At 66.4% G+C, this 17393-nt stretch carries 16 protein-coding genes; 10 read left to right on the top strand and 6 right to left on the bottom strand.

Annotation, left to right across the window (positions count from 1 at the left end; translation table 11 throughout):
- The first annotated feature begins 61 nt into the window (after window positions 1–61).
- The gene (gene obgE / locus C7R54_RS12675) at window positions 62–1204 is read left to right on the top strand and encodes a GTPase ObgE (RefSeq protein WP_129150792.1); all 1143 of its coding nucleotides are present in this window, start codon (window positions 62–64) and stop codon (window positions 1202–1204) included.
- A 148-nt stretch (window positions 1205–1352) separates the two neighbouring features.
- Window positions 1353–2501, top strand: a complete 1149-nt coding sequence (proB, locus tag C7R54_RS12670; protein WP_129150791.1) for a glutamate 5-kinase — start codon at window positions 1353–1355, stop codon at window positions 2499–2501.
- Between the two features lie 100 nt (window positions 2502–2601).
- Here proB and C7R54_RS12665 read toward each other — a convergent pair whose 3' ends face one another.
- The 4 genes from C7R54_RS12665 to C7R54_RS12650 form a co-directional block, all read right to left on the bottom strand.
- The gene (locus C7R54_RS12665; RefSeq protein ID WP_129150790.1) at window positions 2602–4146 is read right to left on the bottom strand and encodes a 3-hydroxyacyl-CoA dehydrogenase; all 1545 of its coding nucleotides are present in this window, start codon (window positions 4144–4146) and stop codon (window positions 2602–2604) included.
- Window positions 4147–4293: 147 nt separating this feature from the next.
- Window positions 4294–5520 (bottom strand): CaiB/BaiF CoA transferase family protein, encoded by a 1227-nt coding sequence (locus C7R54_RS12660; RefSeq protein ID WP_129150789.1) that lies wholly within the window; start codon window positions 5518–5520, stop codon window positions 4294–4296.
- A gap of 120 nt (window positions 5521–5640) precedes the next feature.
- Window positions 5641–6792, bottom strand: coding sequence for an acyl-CoA dehydrogenase family protein (locus C7R54_RS12655; protein ID WP_129150788.1), 1152 nt, complete (start codon window positions 6790–6792; stop codon window positions 5641–5643).
- A gap of 18 nt (window positions 6793–6810) precedes the next feature.
- Window positions 6811–7470 (bottom strand): TetR/AcrR family transcriptional regulator, encoded by a 660-nt coding sequence (locus tag C7R54_RS12650; RefSeq protein ID WP_129150787.1) that lies wholly within the window; start codon window positions 7468–7470, stop codon window positions 6811–6813.
- Window positions 7471–7743: 273 nt separating this feature from the next.
- On the opposite strand from C7R54_RS12650, the gene C7R54_RS12645 reads away from it, so the two are divergent.
- Window positions 7744–7953: a hypothetical protein gene (locus C7R54_RS12645; protein WP_129150786.1), complete on the top strand. Its 210-nt coding sequence runs from the start codon at window positions 7744–7746 to the stop codon at window positions 7951–7953.
- Window positions 7954–8547: 594 nt separating this feature from the next.
- Window positions 8548–10164: an ABC transporter substrate-binding protein gene (locus C7R54_RS12640; RefSeq protein ID WP_129150785.1), complete on the top strand. Its 1617-nt coding sequence runs from the start codon at window positions 8548–8550 to the stop codon at window positions 10162–10164.
- Window positions 10165–10310: 146 nt separating this feature from the next.
- Here C7R54_RS12640 and purT read toward each other — a convergent pair whose 3' ends face one another.
- A complete protein-coding gene (gene purT, locus C7R54_RS12635) occupies window positions 10311–11534 on the bottom strand; it encodes a formate-dependent phosphoribosylglycinamide formyltransferase (protein ID WP_129150784.1) in 1224 nt (407 codons plus the stop codon).
- A gap of 192 nt (window positions 11535–11726) precedes the next feature.
- Between purT and C7R54_RS12630 the strand changes: the two genes are divergently transcribed.
- The 6 genes from C7R54_RS12630 (at window position 11727) to hpf (ending at window position 16147) form a co-directional block, all read left to right on the top strand.
- A complete protein-coding gene (locus tag C7R54_RS12630) occupies window positions 11727–12716 on the top strand; it encodes a KpsF/GutQ family sugar-phosphate isomerase (RefSeq protein ID WP_129150783.1) in 990 nt (329 codons plus the stop codon).
- Window positions 12713–13324 (top strand): KdsC family phosphatase, encoded by a 612-nt coding sequence (locus tag C7R54_RS12625; protein WP_129150782.1) that lies wholly within the window; start codon window positions 12713–12715, stop codon window positions 13322–13324. The genes C7R54_RS12630 and C7R54_RS12625 overlap by 4 nt, the downstream gene beginning before the upstream one ends.
- A gap of 14 nt (window positions 13325–13338) precedes the next feature.
- The gene (lptC, locus tag C7R54_RS12620) at window positions 13339–14019 is read left to right on the top strand and encodes an LPS export ABC transporter periplasmic protein LptC (protein ID WP_129150781.1); all 681 of its coding nucleotides are present in this window, start codon (window positions 13339–13341) and stop codon (window positions 14017–14019) included.
- The gene (lptA, locus tag C7R54_RS12615; RefSeq protein ID WP_129150780.1) at window positions 14016–14744 is read left to right on the top strand and encodes a lipopolysaccharide transport periplasmic protein LptA; all 729 of its coding nucleotides are present in this window, start codon (window positions 14016–14018) and stop codon (window positions 14742–14744) included. Before lptC ends, lptA begins: the two co-directional genes overlap by 4 nt.
- Before the next feature lie 93 nt (window positions 14745–14837).
- Complete coding sequence (gene lptB / locus C7R54_RS12610) at window positions 14838–15626, top strand: LPS export ABC transporter ATP-binding protein (RefSeq protein WP_192903645.1); 789 nt, start codon at window positions 14838–14840, stop codon at window positions 15624–15626.
- Window positions 15627–15823: 197 nt separating this feature from the next.
- Window positions 15824–16147: a ribosome hibernation-promoting factor, HPF/YfiA family gene (hpf, locus tag C7R54_RS12605; RefSeq protein ID WP_129150779.1), complete on the top strand. Its 324-nt coding sequence runs from the start codon at window positions 15824–15826 to the stop codon at window positions 16145–16147.
- Window positions 16148–16389: 242 nt separating this feature from the next.
- On the opposite strand, the gene C7R54_RS12600 is transcribed toward hpf, so the two are convergent.
- Entirely contained in the window at window positions 16390–17364 is a 975-nt protein-coding gene (locus tag C7R54_RS12600; RefSeq protein ID WP_129150778.1) for a Bug family tripartite tricarboxylate transporter substrate binding protein, read from the bottom strand.
- Window positions 17365–17393 lie beyond the last annotated feature (29 nt).

Below are 17393 nucleotides of genomic sequence, written 5' to 3'. Positions count from 1 at the left end.
TCGCGCGCGGCAGGGCCTTTTTGTCTTCATACATCTCCCTCATCCTTATCCGGTCCCCATCATGAAATTCGTCGATGAAGCCACCATAGAAGTCATTGCCGGCAAAGGCGGCAATGGCGTGGCGAGCTTTCGCCGCGAGAAATTCATCCCCAAAGGCGGCCCGGACGGCGGTGACGGCGGTCGCGGCGGCAGCATCCTGGCGGTCGCCGACCGCAACATCAACACCCTGATCGACTTCCGCTACGCGCGCCTGCACCGCGCCCGCAACGGCGAAAACGGCCGTGGGTCGGACCAATACGGCGCGGCCGCGGCCGACATCGTGCTGCGCGTGCCGGTCGGCACCATCATCCACGACGCCGACACGGGCGAACAACTGTTCGACCTCAACCGCCATGGCCAGGAAGTGGTGCTGGCAGCCGGCGGCCAGGGCGGCATGGGCAACCTGCACTTCAAGTCCAGCGTCAACCGCGCGCCGCGCCAGTGGACGCCCGGCAAGGAAGGCGAACAACGCCGCCTGCGCATGGAGTTGAAGGTGCTGGCCGACGTCGGCCTGCTGGGCCTGCCCAACGCCGGCAAGTCGACGCTGATCAGCAAGATTTCGAACGCGCGGCCCAAGATCGCGGACTATCCCTTCACCACGCTGCATCCCAACCTGGGCGTGGTGCGCACCTCCGCGTCGCGCAGTTTCGTGGTGGCCGATATCCCCGGCCTGATCGAAGGCGCATCCGAGGGCGCCGGCCTGGGCCACCTGTTCCTGCGCCACCTGGCGCGCACCCGCGTGCTGCTGCACCTGGTGGACGTGTCCTCGCCCGACCCGGACGTGGATCCCATCCCCCAGGCCGTGGCCGACGCCCGCGCCATCGTCGAGGAATTGCGCCGCTACGACGAAGACCTGGCCAGCAAGCCGCGCTGGCTGGTGCTGAACAAGCTGGACATGGTGGCCGACGACGCCGCCGACCTGCAAAAGCGCTTCTGCGAGGCCTTCGAATGGACGGGTCCGGTCTACGCCGTTTCCGGCCTGACGGGCGACGGCACGCAAGACCTGATCTGGGCGCTGCAAGACTACCTGGACGCGGAAAAGCGCAAGGACCAGATCGCCCAGGACCAGGCCGACGGCACCTACGTCCATGAGGACCCCCGCTTCGACAGCACGCGCGGCTTGGCCGCGCCCTCCGACGCCGCGCCGCGCGGCGGTGACGAATAAGCCATAATTCCGTTCCGTCACCGTGCCTGCGGGGTTCGCTCCGCAGGTTTCCGCCCGCCACCGGCAGCGCAGGAAATCCCACCGGCCCCAGCCGGACCCGCGCCGCCATCTCCGGGCTTCGTTTCAACGTACCGCCCCGGCCCGCGCCATGATCGCTGCCAACCAAGCCGCCCAAGCCCCCGTCTCCGTCGTCGCCGCCGCCAACCGGTTGGTGGCCAAGGTCGGATCCTCCCTCGTCACCAATGAAGGCCGCGGACTGGACCGCGCCGCCGTCGCCCACTGGGCCGCGCAGATCGCCTCGCTGCGCCAGCAGGGCAAGCAGATCGTGCTGGTCTCCAGCGGCGCCGTCGCCGAAGGCATGGCGCGCCTGGGCTGGCGCAAGCGGCCGTCGGTCATGCACGAACTGCAGGCCGCCGCGGCCGTCGGCCAGATGGGCCTGGCCCAGGCGTACGAAGCCGCGTTCGCCGAACACGGCCTGCGCACCGCGCAGATCCTGCTGACGCACGAGGACCTGGCCGACCGGCACCGCTACCTGAACGCGCGGTCCACCCTCTTCGCGCTACTGCGGCTGGGCGTGGTGCCCATCGTCAATGAAAACGACACGGTGGTCACCGATGAAATACGCTTCGGCGACAACGACACGCTGGGCGCCCTGGTCACCAATCTGATCGAGGCCGACACGCTGATCATCCTCACCGACCAGCGCGGCCTGTACGAATCCGATCCGCGCAAGAACCCGGACGCGCGCTTCGTGGCGCACGCCCAGGCCGGTGATCCGGAGCTGGAAGCCATGGCCGGCGGCGCCGGCAGCGGCGTCGGCACCGGCGGCATGCTGACCAAGATCCTGGCGGCCAAGCGCGCCGCGCACAGCGGCGCCCATACCGTCATCGCCTCCGGCCGCGAACGCGATGTGCTGGTGCGGCTGTCCCAGGGCGAATGCATAGGCAGCGAGTTGCGCGCCGTGCTGCCCGTGTGGTCCGCGCGCAAGCAATGGCTGGCCGACCACCTGCGCCTGCGCGGCCACGTGGTGCTGGACGCCGGCGCGGTGCACGCGCTGATGAACGAAGGCAAGAGCCTGCTGCCTATCGGCGTGACCGAAGTGCATGGGGATTTCGAGCGCGGCGACGTCATCGCCTGCGTCGACCAGGACGGGCACGAATGCGCGCGCGGCCTGGTCAACTACTCGTCCGCCGACACGCGCCGCATCATGCGGCACCCTTCGTCGCAAATCGCCGCCCTTCTCGGCAGCATGACCGACCCGGAGCTGATGCACCGCGATAATCTCGTGGTGCTCTAAGGCGTCGGCAAGGGGGGCGACAGCCCGACCCGGGAGCCGGAGTCGGAAGCGAACATGGGCCGCGGCGCCGGTGCATTTTCGCCGCGCTGCTTGCCCCCCGTCAGGCCAGGCTCTTGGCCTGCAATGACAATCCCAATTGCACGCGGCGCTGCAGCCACAGGCTGGGGCGATAACGCGGATCGCCTGTCACGCGCTGCATGTTGCGCAGGATTTCCAGGATGCGCGCCGCCCCCAGCGCGTCGCCCAACGCCAACGGCCCCATGGGATAGCCCAGGCCCAGGCGCACGGCCTGGTCGATGTCCTCCGGGGTGGCGATCTGCTGCTGGGCAATGTCCGCCGCGATGTTGACGATGCAGGCGATGATGCGCTGGGCGACAAAACCCGGCGAGTCCTGCACCACGCTGACGGCCGCGCCGTCGGCGGCGAACAGCGCATGCGCCGCGACGCGCCAGCGCGGCTCCGTGGCCGGCGACACCATGAGGGTGCGACGCTGGCCGGCCTTCAGGCCATTGAACGTATCGACGCCCACCGTGCGGGCCGGGTCCAGGCCCTGCGTATACACCGCCGTGGAAACATCCTCGCCGTAGGGCGTCACGACGATCAATGCATCGTCAGGCGCCTCGCTGGCGGTGGACAGTTCGATATCCGCCTGCAAGGGACCGGATTTCAGCTGCTTCAACAACCCCAGCGCGCACTCCTGGCCGTGGGGATGGACATGGCTCACCCACACCTTGAGCCTGCCCGGCAAGGCGGGCGCGGCCGCTTCCGCCGGTGCCTGTTTCTGCCCGTCGACGTAGCGATAGAAGCCCTCTCCCGCCTTGCGGCCGACCAGGCCGCCGGCCAGCCGCACCGTCGTCAACGGCGACGGCCGGAAGCGCGCCTCGTCGAAGAACTGCCGGTAGATCGACTCCATCACGGGGTGCGACACATCGAGCGCGGTCAGGTCCATCAACTCGAAGGGACCCATGCGAAAGCCCGCCTGCTCGCGCATGATGGCATCGACCTGGTCGAAAGGCGCCACCGATTCCTGCGCGATGCGCAGGCCTTCCGTGTTCAGGCCGCGGCCGGCGTGGTTGACGATGAACCCCGGCATGTCGCGCGCCCGCACGGGCGTGTGGCCCATGCGGCGGGCCAGGTCCATCAGGGCGTCGCCGGCGGCGGGATCGCCGCGCAGTCCGTCGATGACCTCGACCACCTTCATCAGGGGCACGGGATTGAAGAAATGGAAGCCCGCCACCCGGCCCGGCAGGCGGCAGCCCGTGGCGATCGCCGTGATCGACAGCGACGACGTGTTGGACGCCAGGATGCAATCGTCGGCCACCACCGCTTCCAGCTTCCCGAAGACTTCACGCTTGACGTCAAGGCGTTCGACGATGGCCTCGACCACCAACTGGCAATCCGCCAGGTCCTCCAGCGCGGCGCACGCGATCACGCGCCGCAAGGCGGCGTCCGCCGCGGCAGGCTCCATCTTGCCCTTTTGCACCAGCTTGTCCCACGTCTGCTGCAAGCTGGCGCGGGCGGCCTGCACGGCATCGACGTTCGTGTCGAACAGCCTGACGCTCAGGCCCGCCTGGGCGGCGATTTGCGCGATGCCGCGCCCCATGGCACCGGCGCCCACCACGCCCACGGTTTCAATCGGCTTCATGTTCCTGTCTCCTGCTTTGCTGCGTGTACCGGGCCGGCGCCTGCCATGGCGCCGGCGTTGATTCCCGAAGCGGCGGCGTCTCGCGGCCGCTCCGCGTAGGGTCGTTCAAGTGGAATTGCGAGAATTGTGCTGGGCCCGCGCGACGGTTCAATGACCGGCGGCCAGGGCCTCGATCTCCGCGTCGGACAATCCCAGGCGCTCGCGCAGCACTTGCGCGGTGTGCTCGCCCAGCATGGGCGGCGGGCGGCGATATTCGACGGGGCTGCCCGACAGGCGTAGCGGGCTGCCCGCGATCGGCGTGGTGCCGGCCACGGGATGCGGCAGTTCGCGCTTCATCTGGCGGAAGACCACCTGGGGATCCTCGTACACCTGGTCCAGCGTGTTGATGGGGCCGGCGGGTACGCCCGCGCGCTCCAGCTCCGCCAGCCAGTGGTCGCGTTCGCCCTGGGCCATGCGCTCCACCAGCAGCGGCACCAGGATCTCGCGATTGACCACGCGCTTGGGGTTGGTGTTGAAGCGCGGATCATCCGCCAGCTCTGGCAGGCCGATGACGCCGCAATAGGCGCGGAACTGGCTATCGTTGCCCACGGCCACGATCATGTGGCCGTCGCTGACCGCGAAGACCTGGTACGGCACCAGGTTCTGGTGCGCGTTGCCCGCGCGACGCGGCGCCTTGCCCGACGTCATGTAGTTCAGGTTCTGGTTCGCCATCATGGCGACCTGGCAGTCCAGCAGGGCCATGTCGATGTGCTGGCCCAGGCCGCTGCGGCCGCGTTCGTGCAGCGCCGCCAGGATGCCCACCGTCGAATACATGCCGGTCATCAGGTCCGCCACGGCGACGCCGGCCTTCTGGGGGCCGCCGCCGGGCAGGTCATCGCGTTCCCCGGTAATGCTCATGAGCCCGCCCATGCCCTGGATCATGAAGTCGTAGCCGGGACGGCTGGCGTAGGGGCCGGTCTGGCCAAAGCCGGTAATGGAACAATAGATGAGGCCGGGGTTCTCCTTGCTGAGGGTCTCGTAGTCCAGACCGTACTTGCGCAAGCCGCCGACCTTGAAGTTCTCCACCAGGATGTCGCTCTGGCGCGCCAGGTCGCGCACCAGCTCCGCGCCGCGCGGCGAGGCGATATCCAGCGCGACCGACATCTTGTTGCGGTTGGCGGAAAGGTAGTAAGCCGCTTCGCTCGTGTCCTTGCCGTCCTGGTCCTTCAGGTACGGAGGCCCCCAGCCGCGCGTATCGTCACCCGCGCCGGGCCGTTCGATCTTGACGACCTCGGCGCCGAGGTCGGCCAGGTTTTGGGTGCACCAGGGGCCCGCGAGCACGCGGGTCAGATCGAGAACGCGAATACCGGTGAGGGGAGCAGGACGAGTGGACATAAACCCGGGAGATAACGGTTGTAGAAGGCGGACGCCGTCCGCCGCGTAGGAACTGCATGGAGGCCGGCGGTCTGCCGCGCTGGGGCTATTTTGCCCCAAATGCCGGCAGGGGCGGACCGGTCAATATCCGTGCGCCTTCATCGTCTCGCGGGCGATGACCAGTTGCTGGATCTGCGTGGTGCCCTCGTAGATGCGGAACAGGCGCACGTCGCGGTAGAAGCGTTCGACGGCGTATTCCGAGACATAGCCCGCGCCGCCGTGGATCTGCACGGCGCGGTCCGCCACCCGGCCGACCATCTCGGTCGCGTAGAGCTTGCAGCAGGCCGCCTCCAGCGTGGTGTTCTCCCCCCGGTCGCGCTTGCGCGCGGCGTCCATGACCATGCAGCGCGCCGCGTAGGCTTCCGCCTGGCTGTCCGCGATCATGGCCTGGATAAGCTGGAACTCCGCGATGGGCTTGCCGAACTGCTTGCGCTCGGCCGCATAGCGCACGGCATCGGCGATCAGGCGCTGCGCCGTGCCGACGCACAGCGCCGAGATATGCAGGCGCCCCTTGTCGAGCACGCGCATGGCGGTGCGAAAACCCGTCCCCTCCTGGCCACCCAGCAGCGCCGAGGCCGGTACGCGGCAGTTGTCGAAGATCACGTCGCTGGTCAGCGCGCCGGCCTGCCCCATCTTCTTGTCCGGCTTGCCCAGGGTCAGGCCCGGCGTGCCCGCCTCCACCAGGAAGCAGGAAATGGCGTCGGACTTGCGTTCCTGGCTGGTGCGCGCCATCACGGAAAACAGCCCGGCGATGGGCGCGTTGGTGATGAAGCGCTTGGTGCCGTTGAGTATGTAATGGTCGCCATCGCGCCGTGCGAACGTGCGCAGGGACATGGCGTCGGAGCCGGCTTCCGGCTCGGTCAACGCGAAGGAGCCGATGATCTCGCCGCTGGCGAGCTTGGGCAGGTAGTGCTTGCGCTGCTCGTCGCTGCCGGCCATCACGATGGATTGCGAGCCGATGCCGATATTGGTGCCGGCCAGCGAGCGGAAGGCGGGCGAGGTATGGCCCAGCGCCATGGCGACCTGGACCTCTTCTTCCATATTCAGTCCCAGCCCGCCGTATTCCGGGGCAATGGACAGGCCGAACAGGCCCAGTTCGCGCATTTCCTCGACGATGGCGGGCGGAATCGCACCGGTCTCGGCGACTTCATGCTCGGCGGGAATGAGCCGCTCGTCGACAAAGCGGCGCACCGCGTCGAGCAACAGCGTAAGGGTTTCGTGGTCGAGTGCCATCGTGGATCTCCTGGTATATCAAGGGGCTGGGCGGCGCAGGCCGCCCAGCAGCAAGTCGTAGTAGCCGGCGGCCACCGATTCGGCGTCCTGTCCCTGGCCTGGCTTGTACCAACGGGCCATCCAGTTGAGCATGGACAGAATGGCCCGGCCGGTGGCGGCCTGGTCGATGTCGCGGAAGACGCGCTGGGCGACTCCCTCGGCGATCAGCCGCCGCAGCAGGCGCTCGTAGTCGTCGCGCAGTTGAGCCGCGTCGTCGCGGTAGACGGGGCTCATGCCGGAATAGCCGACCAGCATGGCGACGAAAGCGGAATGGTTGGCCTCGAAATAGCGGGCGTGGGCCAGCATGAAGGCCCGCAGGCGCTCGGCCGGCCCCTCGGCCGCCGCCACGGCGTCGCCCACGGCCCGGCCCAGTCCGTCCAGCGTCTCGATGATGATGGCGTCGTAGATGTCCTGCTTGGTGCGGAAGTAGTGGTAGATGGCCGCCTTGGACATTCCCAGGCGCGCCGCCACATCGGCCATGGCGCTGTTCTCGTAGCCACTGTCGGCGAACAGGCGGGCGGCCTCGGCCAGGATGCTGGCGCGTGGCGCCGGCATGGAGGGCGGCCGGCCGGCGCGCGGACGCGGCGGCGGGGATGCCGTGGCGCCAATGGCCGTGGAAGAGGAGGAAGTCTTGCTCATGGCCATATTCTAATTACTTACCGTCTGGACGGTAAATAAATTTGTGCGGCTTGCGCCTGCCTGTCGCCCCATCCCCGCCTGCGGAGGAGGCGGCCAGATCTTTCCTCTCGCGCATGTTTCCCTGTGGGAGCCGCCCTTCCTCTCCCGCGCCGTCATGCCTATTTACAACATCCCTAGGGTTTACCCCTAAATTCATGTTGCATTGCACATAGGGTATTCCCTATAATGGTTTTCACTGATGCAGCAAACGACGCAGCACCCTGGAGAAAGACCATGACGAACATTGCCCTGAATAACGCCCGCCTCACCGACGCCCTCGAACGCGACATCCTGGAAGCCACCATGACTCAACAAACCGTTGCCCATCCCTTCGCCGCCATCAAGCGCGCGGTTGGCGCCTTCTTCGATTTCATCGACGAAGTGCAAGAAACCATGAACCAGGCGCGCGCCACCAGCAACCGCTTCTCCGGTTCGCAGTGGTAAGCAGGTGCCCGGCGAAGTCCCCGGACTTTGCGCCCTGGCACCTGTAGTCAGCAGTACGTAGCACCGCAGTCGCAGTAGCCAGTAGTGGTTGTTGTACATAGTTGTCCATGCAGTTGTTGCACCTAACCGTTGTACGTTGTTGACGTGATGAAAGTAGTTGGCAGCAATTGGAAGATGTAGCAGTATCGTTGTAGCAGTATAGATAGCCGTTGCAGCACCGCAGATAGCAGTACGGACGTATCCGCAGCACTTGTAGGCGCCAGCAGTACCGGCGAGCAGCAAGCACCGGCGAATTCGCGGCAGTACTGGCGAATTCGCCGGTAGATGTAAGCAGCTTCACTACCTCGGCAGCACAAGCCCGCGACCGCCGCGGTTCGCCCCGTCCCTTCGGACGCGTTGCGCGAACCGCTCCGGCCGCAGACTTCCCCCTCCCCTCTGCCCTCTCCATACGCCGTCCCGGTTTTCCTTTGCCCGTTCTTGCGGGTAACAGCGAATTGACAGCGTTTCCCCCCCATCCGGATAATCGCCCCCGTCCTAACGGTGCGTAACCATGGCTTAAGCTGCCATGGGGGCGTGCGTTTTTCCGGAGTTTCTATGTTGTCTCGTCTTACCTTGGGGCTGCTCGCCGCCGCCGGCATCGCCGCGACGCTCCCCGCGCAGGCCCAATCGCTGAAGATCGCCGTCTCGGCGGAAGCGACTTCAGCCGATCCGCACTATCACAAGAACACCGCCAACGAAGCCCTGGCGGCGCATGTGTACGAGATGCTGATCGGGCGCGACGCCAACATGAACCTGGTGCCGCGGCTGGCGACCTCCTGGAAGAACACCGACGACCTGACGTGGGAAATCAAGCTGCGCGACGGCGTCAAGTTTTCCAACGGCCAGCCCTTCACGTCCGAGGACGTGCTGTTCAGCATCTGTCGCACGCTGAACAACAAGACCAATATTTCCGACTCCTATGCCACCTTCACGAAGCTGTTCGCGGACGTGAAGACGCCGGACGCGCACACGGTCATCATCAAGACCCGCGACCCCTTGCCCGTCATGCCGCAGGAATTGGCCCGGTCCTTGTCCATCATCTGGAACGGCATCGTCCCGCACGGCAAGCTGGCGTTCGATCCCGCGCAGGGCTGCGGCGTCACCGGCCCCTGGCCGACCAATGCCGACTTCAACAACGGCAAGGATGCGATCGGCACCGGCCCCTATGTCCAGAAGTCCTGGACCAAGGGCACGGGCGTCGAGCTGGAGCGCAACGAAAACTACTGGGGCACCAAGCCGGCCTGGAAAGAGGTCAAGATGGTGCCCGTGCCCAATGCCGGCCCGCGCCTGACGGGCCTGCTCTCGGGTGACTTCGACGTCATCGAGAACCCGGCCGCCCGCGACCTGCAGCGCCTGAAGGACAACCCCAAGTTCGGCTACATCGCCACGCCTTCCACCCGGCTCGTGTTCTTCCAGCCCGACGTAGCACGCGCCCCCAGCCCCTTCGTCAAGGCGGCCGACGGCAAGAACCCCTTGCAGGACGTCCGCGTGCGCCGCGCCATCTCCATGGCCATCGACCGCAAGACCATAGACGCCCGCATCATGGACGGCGTGGCCACCCCGGCCTACCAGTTCATGCCGGACGGCATGTTCGGCGGCCTGCCCAAGGCCCCGGAAATCAAGTACGACCCCGAAGGCGCCAAGAAGCTGCTGGCAGAAGCCGGCTACCCGAACGGCTTCGAGCTGACCATTTCCGGCACCAACGACCGTTACATCAATGACGGCCAGATCATGCAAGCGGTGGCGCAGTACCTGTCGCGCGTCGGCATCAAGACCAATGTCGATGCGATGACCGCCTCCATCTACTTCCCCAAGCGCGCCAAGCGCGAGTTCAGCTTCTCGCTGGGCGGCTGGCCGTCGGAAGTGGGCGAGGCATCGGCGCTCTTCCAATTGTGGGTCGCCTCGCTGGATGCGCCCAAGTCGCTGGGCACCAGCAACTACGGCGGCTACTCGAATCCTGCTTTCGACAAGCTCTATATCCCTGCTTCGGTCACCGTGGACCCCGAGAAGCGCCGCGCCCTGTATGAACAGGCGACCAAGATCGCCCTCGACGACCTCGCGCTGATCCCGCTGCACTTCGAAAGCTCGATCTGGGCCTTCCGCAAGGGCCTCACGTACGAAGGCCGTCGCGACCAGTTCACGCTGGCCATGTCGGTCAAGCCCGCGAAGTAAGCAGGAAAAGGCCCCCCTACGCCGCACTGGTGGGGCCTCCCCGCGCCGGACGTAAAACAGCCTCCCCACGGGAGGCTGTTTTACATTGGACCGCCAGCCGGCGCGCCGCGGACGGAACGCCCTCTCCTGGAGGGCAGCAAGCAGTGTCAGCCCTCGGCCGCCTCGACGCGGACCTTGCCTGAAACCCGCAGGGCCTTGGCTCGGGCGGCCTCGACGTCGTCGGCCGTGGCCAGGGCCACGCCCATGCGGCGCTTGACGAAGGATTCCGGCTTGCCGAAAAGACGCAGGTCGGTGCCCGGCTCGGCCAGCGCGTCGGCCACGCCGTGGAACCTGACCGCGCGGGCTTCCACGCCGCCATAGATGACGCTGCTGGCGCCCGGCTGGCGCAGGGCGGGATCCACCGGCAGGCCCAGCAGGGCGCGCGCGTGCAATTCGAACTCGTTCTGGGCCTGCGTGATCATGGTCACCATGCCGGTATCGTGCGGGCGCGGGCTGACCTCGGAAAACCAGACCTGGTCCCCGGCCACGAACAGCTCGACGCCGAAGATGCCCAGTCCGCCCAGCTCGCCGGTCACCTTCAGGGCGATATCGCGCGCGGCGTCCAGCGCCTTGGGCGACATGGGGTGCGGTTGCCAGCTTTCGACGTAGTCGCCGTCCACCTGCTTATGGCCGATGGGGGCGCAGAAGCCGGTCTGGATCTCGCCCGAGGCGCCGCGTGAACGTACCGTCAACAAGGTGATTTCGTAATCGAAACGGATGAAGCCCTCGATGATGGCCCGGCCCGCGCCCACCCGGCCGCCTTCCTGGGCATAGCGCCACGCGCGCGCGATGTCGTCCGGGCCCTTGAGGACCGATTGGCCCTTGCCCGACGAGGACATGACGGGCTTGATGACGCAGGGATAGCCGATGCCGCTGTCGATCGCCGCCCGCAACTCGTCCTCCGTGTCGACGAAGCGGTAGGGCGACGTGGGCAGCCCCAGGGTCTCGGCGGCCAGCCGGCGTATGCCTTCCCGGTTCATGGTCAGCTGGGCGGCGCGCGCCGTCGGCGTGACCCGCACGACGCCCGCGGCCTCCAGTTCAACCAGCAGGTCCGTGGCGATGGCCTCGATTTCCGGCACGATGACATCCGGCTTTTCCTGCTCGATGATGGCCCGCAGGGCGTCGCGGTCAGTCATGGAGACGACGTGGGCCCGGTGGGCGACCTGCTGCCCCGGCGCATCCGCATAGCGGTCGACCGCGATAACTTCCACGCCCAGGCGTTGCAGGGCGATGACGACTTCCTTGCCCAGTTCGCCGGCGCCCAGCAGCATGACACGGGTGGCGGCGGAGGACAGGGGCGTGCCCAGGACGGGGGCCGGAATCGAAGACATGGAAAAAACCTGATGAAATGTAAGGAAACAGGGCGCAAGGCTACCATTGGCCCGGAGCGGGACTCGGCCCCCTGCACGCGATGGGGCCGAAAACGGCCAAAAACGAGGGCGAGGCCAGGCGCAAGACGAGCCGCCAGGATGCCATAGCCACTAGCCGGGGGCAACTTGCCGCGCTGCGATTAAAATCGGCCAATGAACGCACTTCCCGCAACGACTCCCGAAGCTACCCTGGCCTCGGCCCGCCGCACGCTGGCCATTGAAGCGCAAGCCCTGCGCGACCTCGAAGCGCGCCTGGACGACACCTTCGCCCAGGCGGTCGACATGCTGCTGCACTGTCGCGGCCGCATCGTCGTCACCGGCATCGGCAAAACCGGCCACGTCGCCAGCAAGGTCGCCGCCACCCTGGCGTCGACCGGAACGCCCGCCTTCTTCATGCATGCCGGCGAAGCCGCGCACGGCGACCTCGGCATGATCACCGCCGAGGACGTCATGCTGGCCATCTCGTATTCCGGCTCGGGGTCGGAACTGCTGACGATCGTGCCCGTGGCCGGCCGCATCGGCGCCCGCGTCATCGCGATGACCGGCAACCCATCGTCCGAGCTCGCCAGGCTGGCGGATATCCACCTGGATGTCAGCGTGGCGCAGGAAGCGTGTCCGATGAACCTGGCGCCTACCGCCAGCACCACCACGGCGCTGGCCATGGGCGATGCGCTGGCGGTCGCCTGCCTGGAGGCGCGCGGCTTCGGCCCCGAGGATTTCGCCCGCTCCCATCCGGGCGGCGCGCTGGGCCGGCGCCTGCTCACGCACGTGCGCGACGTCATGCGGCAAGGCGATGCCCTGCCCACGGTGGGTCCCGACGCCACGCTGTCGCGCGCGCTGGAGGAAATGTCGGCCAAGGGCATGGGCATGACCGTCGTAATCGACGAAAATCGCCATCCCATCGGCATCTTCACCGACGGCGACCTGCGCCGGCTGATTGAACGCCGTGGCGACATCCGCGGTCTGACCATCATCGAGGGCATGACGCGTGCGCCTCGCACGGTACGGCCCGATGCCCTGGCGGTGGTGGCAGCGGAACAAATGGATACCCTGCGTCTGAACCAGATGCTGGTGCTGGACGAGAACGGCGCGCTGCTGGGTGCGCTGCACATGCACGATCTGATGGCGGCAAAGGTGGTATGAACATGATGGCGAGTGGAACAACCCTGCCGCATCCGGCCGAAGCGCTGATCCTGGCCCGTGTCCCGCCCTTGGCCAGGGAACGCGCTGCGGCCGTGCGCCTGATGGTGTTCGATGTCGATGGCGTGCTGACCGACGGCAGCCTCTACTACGGTGAGAACGGCGAAACGTTCAAGCGTTTCCATGCGCTGGACGGCCATGGCCTGCGGCTGCTCGCCGAGGGCGGCATCGGCGTGGCGCTGGTCACGGGCCGGTCCGGCCCCATCGTCGACCGCCGCGCGGCCGAACTGGGCATCGCCGACGTCATGCAAGGCGTGCGCGACAAGGGCAAGGCCCTGGCCGAGCTTGCCCAACGGCACAACGTACCCTTGGAGCAGGCGGGTTTCATGGGTGACGACATCATCGACCTGCCCGCCATGCAGCGCGCCGGTTTCGCGGCCAGCGTGCCCAACGCCCCCATCTATGTTTCGCAAGGGGCGCACTGGGTGTCCAGCCAGCCCGGCGGCGGCGGCGCGGTGCGCGAATGCTGCGACCTGCTGCTGGCGGCGCAGGGACGCCTCGGCGCGCTGTTGTCCACGCCCGGCCTGCTGGGCCCCGGCGTCATCCAATAAAGACACAGGCTGGAATGAAAGAACGTTTCCCTTCGCTCATCGCGCTGTTCCTGCTGCTGGCCCTTGTGGTCGGCACATGGTGGGCCGCCGAGTACACGCAGCGGGCCGTCCAGAACGACCCGCCGCGCCGCTTCACCCACGAGATGGACGCCTGGTCGCGCAATTTCACCATGGTGCGCGCGGACGTGGACGGCAAGCCCATCAATCGCCTGGAAGGCGACTACGGCGAGCACTATCCGGACGACGACTCCTATGTCGTCACCATGCCGCGCGCGGTCGGGCTGCGTCCCGGCACGCCGGTCACCATCGGGACGTCGCTGACCGGCACCATGTACGAAGGCGGCAAGCGCATCGTCATGGAAAAGAACGCCCACCTGCACCGCATGCCGGACGCGGAGACGCCTCCCATGGACGTGCACAGCCAGAAGCTCATCATCCTGCCCGATGACGACGTGATGTACACCGACCTGCCCGCCCTGGTCACGCGCGGGCAATCGACGATGAACGGCACGGGCATGAAATACAACAACAAGACACGCCAGCTCGAGGTCTTTTCGGCAACCAACGTCAATATCAACAATACCGATACGCAGGGACATTCGTCGTCCGGCAAATCGGGAAATGGAAAACCCGCCGACGGCGCCAAGCCCTCGCCTGCCAATACCGAATCCGCCCCGCAACAAAAAAAACCATGACCCACATTCGACCTTTTTCCCTCTCGGCCCTGGTGTTCGGCGTGCTGCTCGCGGGCGCCGCCGGCTCCGTGGCCGCACAGCAGGCGCCGGCGAACTCCGCCGCCAAATCGGGCCAGAACGCGAGCCAGGGCTCGGGCCAGAACGGCGCCGCGCCGGCCAAGGGCAAGGCGGCCGCCACGCCGGCGGAAGAGCCGAACACGCAAATCCTGTCGGATACGCTGCACTACGACGACGTCAAGAAAACCAGCGTCTTCACGGGCAACGTCATCATGACGCGCGGCCTGCTCACCATGAAATCCGACAACCTGGAGTTGCACGAGGACGCGCAGGGCGGCCAGTTCGGCGTGGCGACGATGAACAACGCCGGCAGGATGGTCAATATCCGCCAGGAACGGCCCGAGAACTTCGAACTCATCGAAGGCGTGGGCCAGCGCGCCGAGTATGACGGCCCGAAGAGCCAGTTCGACCTGATCGGCCAGGCGGTCGTCACGCGCTATATCTGCGGCAAGCAGTTCGATACCATTCGTGGCCAGCGCGTTCGCTATAACGACAAGGCGGGCACCTACGAAGCCGTGGGCGGCCCGGGCTCGTCGGCGCCGGGCGGCCGCGTGCGCTCCATCGTGGAGCCGCGCGCGCGCACCGACGCCGCCATCGAGGAATGCCGCCGTGCCCAGGCCGCCAAGGCGCCCCTGCCGTCCCCTCCGCCGGCCAAGAACACGCGTTGAGCTTTCCGGCGCGACCCCTGAACACCGCTCCTGTCCGCCGCGGTCTCGACCGCGATACCGCGCGCGGGCCGCACGCCCCCTACTGCAGCCACGATGATCACTGAAGCCACTTCCACCTCCCCCGCCAAGCCGGTGGGGCCGCCCAGCCAGCTACGGGCAACCGGCCTGCGCAAGACCTATAACAGCCGCACCGTGGTGCAGGACGTGTCGCTGTCGGTATCGAGCGGCGAGGTGGTCGGCCTGCTGGGTCCCAATGGCGCCGGGAAGACGACCAGTTTCTACATGATCGTCGGCCTGGTGCCGGCCGATGCAGGCCGCATCGAAATCGACGATCTCAACATAACGGCGCTGCCCATACACAAGCGCGCGCGGCTGGGCGTGTCCTACCTGCCGCAGGATGCGTCGGTGTTCCGCCGCCTGACGGTGGAGCAGAATATCCGCGCGGTGCTGGAGTTGCAGGTGGATGGAAATGGCCGTTCGATCTCGAACGCCAAGATCAACGAAAACCTGGAAGCGCTGCTGGACGAGCTGCAGATCGGCCACATCCGCCGCAACACCGCCATTTCCCTGTCGGGCGGCGAACGCCGCCGCGTGGAAATCGCGCGCGCGCTGGCGACCAGCCCACGTTTCATCCTGCTGGACGAACCCTTCGCCGGCGTGGACCCGATCGCGGTGATCGAAATCCAGCGTATCGTGCGTTTCCTGAAAAGCCGCGGCATCGGCGTGCTGATCACCGATCACAACGTGCGTGAAACCCTGGGCATCTGTGATCGCGCCTACATCATCAGCGAGGGCAAGGTGCTGACCGACGGCAATCCCGAGGACATCATCAGCGATCCCGCCGTGCGCCGCGTGTACCTGGGTGAACATTTCCGCATGTGACGCGGCCTTACCACCCGCATATGTAACCACCCGGCCCGCTTGTAAAAGGGCGTCAATAGGGTCTCCGAGGGTCTTGAATTACGACCCAGAGTCATTACACTAGGATTACGGACCACCCATTCTGCAGAGGAGGATTGTTACGAAATTAACGCGCATCGCGCGCAACCCGTTGTTTTCTGGCAGAAGGAGATTGCACTATGAATCTGAGCATCTGCGGTCGTCATCTCGACGTCACCCCGGCTCTCCGGGAATATGTAGTCAACAAGCTGGCGCGAGTACTCCGGCATTTCGATCACGTCATCGATACACAAGTCATGCTTTCGGTCGAACCGCTGCGGCATTGTGCGGAAATCACCATGCGTTTACGCGGCAAGGACATCCACTGCGAGGCCCAGGACGAAAACCTGTATGCGGCCATCGACTTGCTAGCCGACAAAATCGACCGTCAGGTCATCAAGCACAAGGACAAGGTGCAAAGCCACGATAACGAGTCCGTGAAGCGGCAACCCATCGCGGTCTGAGTTCCGCGCAGCGCCTCACGAATGCTCGTCATCTGAGCTGATTTCCCGGCCACCGGCCCAGGGAACCATGAAGCAGGTGCAAAGCCTGCCATCGCAGTAAGTCGCCGATGTCCCCGCGTTTGCAGTCCGGGGCACATCGGTGCCTGACAGACCTCCGCCCCCTCCCCCTCGGCAACACCTCCGCCTTATTCCCCCAGAAACACCTTATTCACGCCAGCCGACCCGCTCGGGCCAGCACACGTTCACTCCAGCTTGATGTGCGCCGTCCGGACGATGTCGCGCCAACGCGCCACGTCGCGGGCCACCATGTCGGCGAATTGTTCCGGCGTGGATGCCTGCGGTTCCAGGCCTTCCAGGGCAAATTGCTGACGAAGGTCCGGCGATTCCAGCGCCTCGGTCAGGCGCGCAGCGAGAAAATGGACGACTTCGGTCGGCGTGCCCGCCGGCGCGGACAAGCCATGCCAGAGCGTGACGTCGAAGCCGGTCACGCCGGCTTCCTGGGCGGTGGGGATATCCGGCATCAAGGCGCTGCGTGAGGCGGTCGATATGCACAAAGGCTTGAGCCTGCCGTCACGGAGGTACGGCGCCACCGATGCCGCGCTGGCCAACATGAATTGGACACGATTGGCAAGCAGGTCGGTGAGCGCCAGGCCGGAGCTGCGGTAGGGCACGTGCGAGACCTTGATCGACGCCTTCTCGGCGAACAATTCCGACGCCAGATGGGTGGACGAGCCGACCCCGGAACTGGCGTAGTTGTACAGGCCCGGGCTTGCCCGCGCCAATTCGAGAAAGCCGTGCAAGTCCTTCACCTGCACTTGCGGATTGACCACCAGTATCCAGGGCCCCTGGGCGATCTGTCCGACAGCCTGGGTGTCCTTCACGACGTCGTAGTTCAGATGCATGACGGCGCCATTCGTCGCGTGCGAAGTGGACAGGAGCACCAAGGTATAGCCGTCCGGCTTGGCGCGCACGACCATCTCCAACCCCATGGCGCCGCCCGCGCCACCCCGGTTGTCCACGATCATATTGCTGCCTGCCCGCCGCGACACGGTGCGCGCGACCAGGCGCGCCAATACGTCGGAACCTCCACCGGGCGCGTAAGGCACGACGAGGCGGATGGGTCGGTCGGGATAGCTGGACGCCGCCACGGCGGGGCGGATGGCCGTGCACATGGCAGCGGCGGCGGAGGTCGAAAGGAATTTCCGGCGAGTGATCATGCTTGCTCCCTTGATGATTGTTTTCCCGG

This window comes from Achromobacter aloeverae (assembly GCF_004121055.1).
Lineage (GTDB): Bacteria > Pseudomonadota > Gammaproteobacteria > Burkholderiales > Burkholderiaceae_B > Bordetella_C > Bordetella_C aloeverae.
This window is presented reverse-complemented; position numbering and strand designations above follow the sequence as displayed.

What these genes read in the sequence shown, in the direction of transcription:
- purT (WP_129150784.1), bottom strand. Translation starts at nt 11,534, where the DNA reads ATGTCTTCGATTCCGGCCCCCGTCCTGGGCACGCCCCTGTCCTCCGCC.
- C7R54_RS12655 (WP_129150788.1), bottom strand. Translation starts at nt 6,792, where the DNA reads ATGGCACTCGACCACGAAACCCTTACGCTGTTGCTCGACGCGGTGCGC.
- C7R54_RS12645 (WP_129150786.1), top strand. Translation starts at nt 7,744, where the DNA reads ATGACGAACATTGCCCTGAATAACGCCCGCCTCACCGACGCCCTCGAA.
- proB (WP_129150791.1), top strand. Translation starts at nt 1,353, where the DNA reads ATGATCGCTGCCAACCAAGCCGCCCAAGCCCCCGTCTCCGTCGTCGCC.
- C7R54_RS12630 (WP_129150783.1), top strand. Translation starts at nt 11,727, where the DNA reads ATGAACGCACTTCCCGCAACGACTCCCGAAGCTACCCTGGCCTCGGCC.
- lptB (WP_192903645.1), top strand. Translation starts at nt 14,838, where the DNA reads ATGATCACTGAAGCCACTTCCACCTCCCCCGCCAAGCCGGTGGGGCCG.
- hpf (WP_129150779.1), top strand. Translation starts at nt 15,824, where the DNA reads ATGAATCTGAGCATCTGCGGTCGTCATCTCGACGTCACCCCGGCTCTC.
- lptC (WP_129150781.1), top strand. Translation starts at nt 13,339, where the DNA reads ATGAAAGAACGTTTCCCTTCGCTCATCGCGCTGTTCCTGCTGCTGGCC.
- obgE (WP_129150792.1), top strand. Translation starts at nt 62, where the DNA reads ATGAAATTCGTCGATGAAGCCACCATAGAAGTCATTGCCGGCAAAGGC.
- C7R54_RS12665 (WP_129150790.1), bottom strand. Translation starts at nt 4,146, where the DNA reads ATGAAGCCGATTGAAACCGTGGGCGTGGTGGGCGCCGGTGCCATGGGG.
- lptA (WP_129150780.1), top strand. Translation starts at nt 14,016, where the DNA reads ATGACCCACATTCGACCTTTTTCCCTCTCGGCCCTGGTGTTCGGCGTG.
- C7R54_RS12660 (WP_129150789.1), bottom strand. Translation starts at nt 5,520, where the DNA reads ATGTCCACTCGTCCTGCTCCCCTCACCGGTATTCGCGTTCTCGATCTG.
- C7R54_RS12640 (WP_129150785.1), top strand. Translation starts at nt 8,548, where the DNA reads ATGTTGTCTCGTCTTACCTTGGGGCTGCTCGCCGCCGCCGGCATCGCC.
- C7R54_RS12625 (WP_129150782.1), top strand. Translation starts at nt 12,713, where the DNA reads ATGAACATGATGGCGAGTGGAACAACCCTGCCGCATCCGGCCGAAGCG.
- C7R54_RS12600 (WP_129150778.1), bottom strand. Translation starts at nt 17,364, where the DNA reads ATGATCACTCGCCGGAAATTCCTTTCGACCTCCGCCGCCGCTGCCATG.
- C7R54_RS12650 (WP_129150787.1), bottom strand. Translation starts at nt 7,470, where the DNA reads ATGAGCAAGACTTCCTCCTCTTCCACGGCCATTGGCGCCACGGCATCC.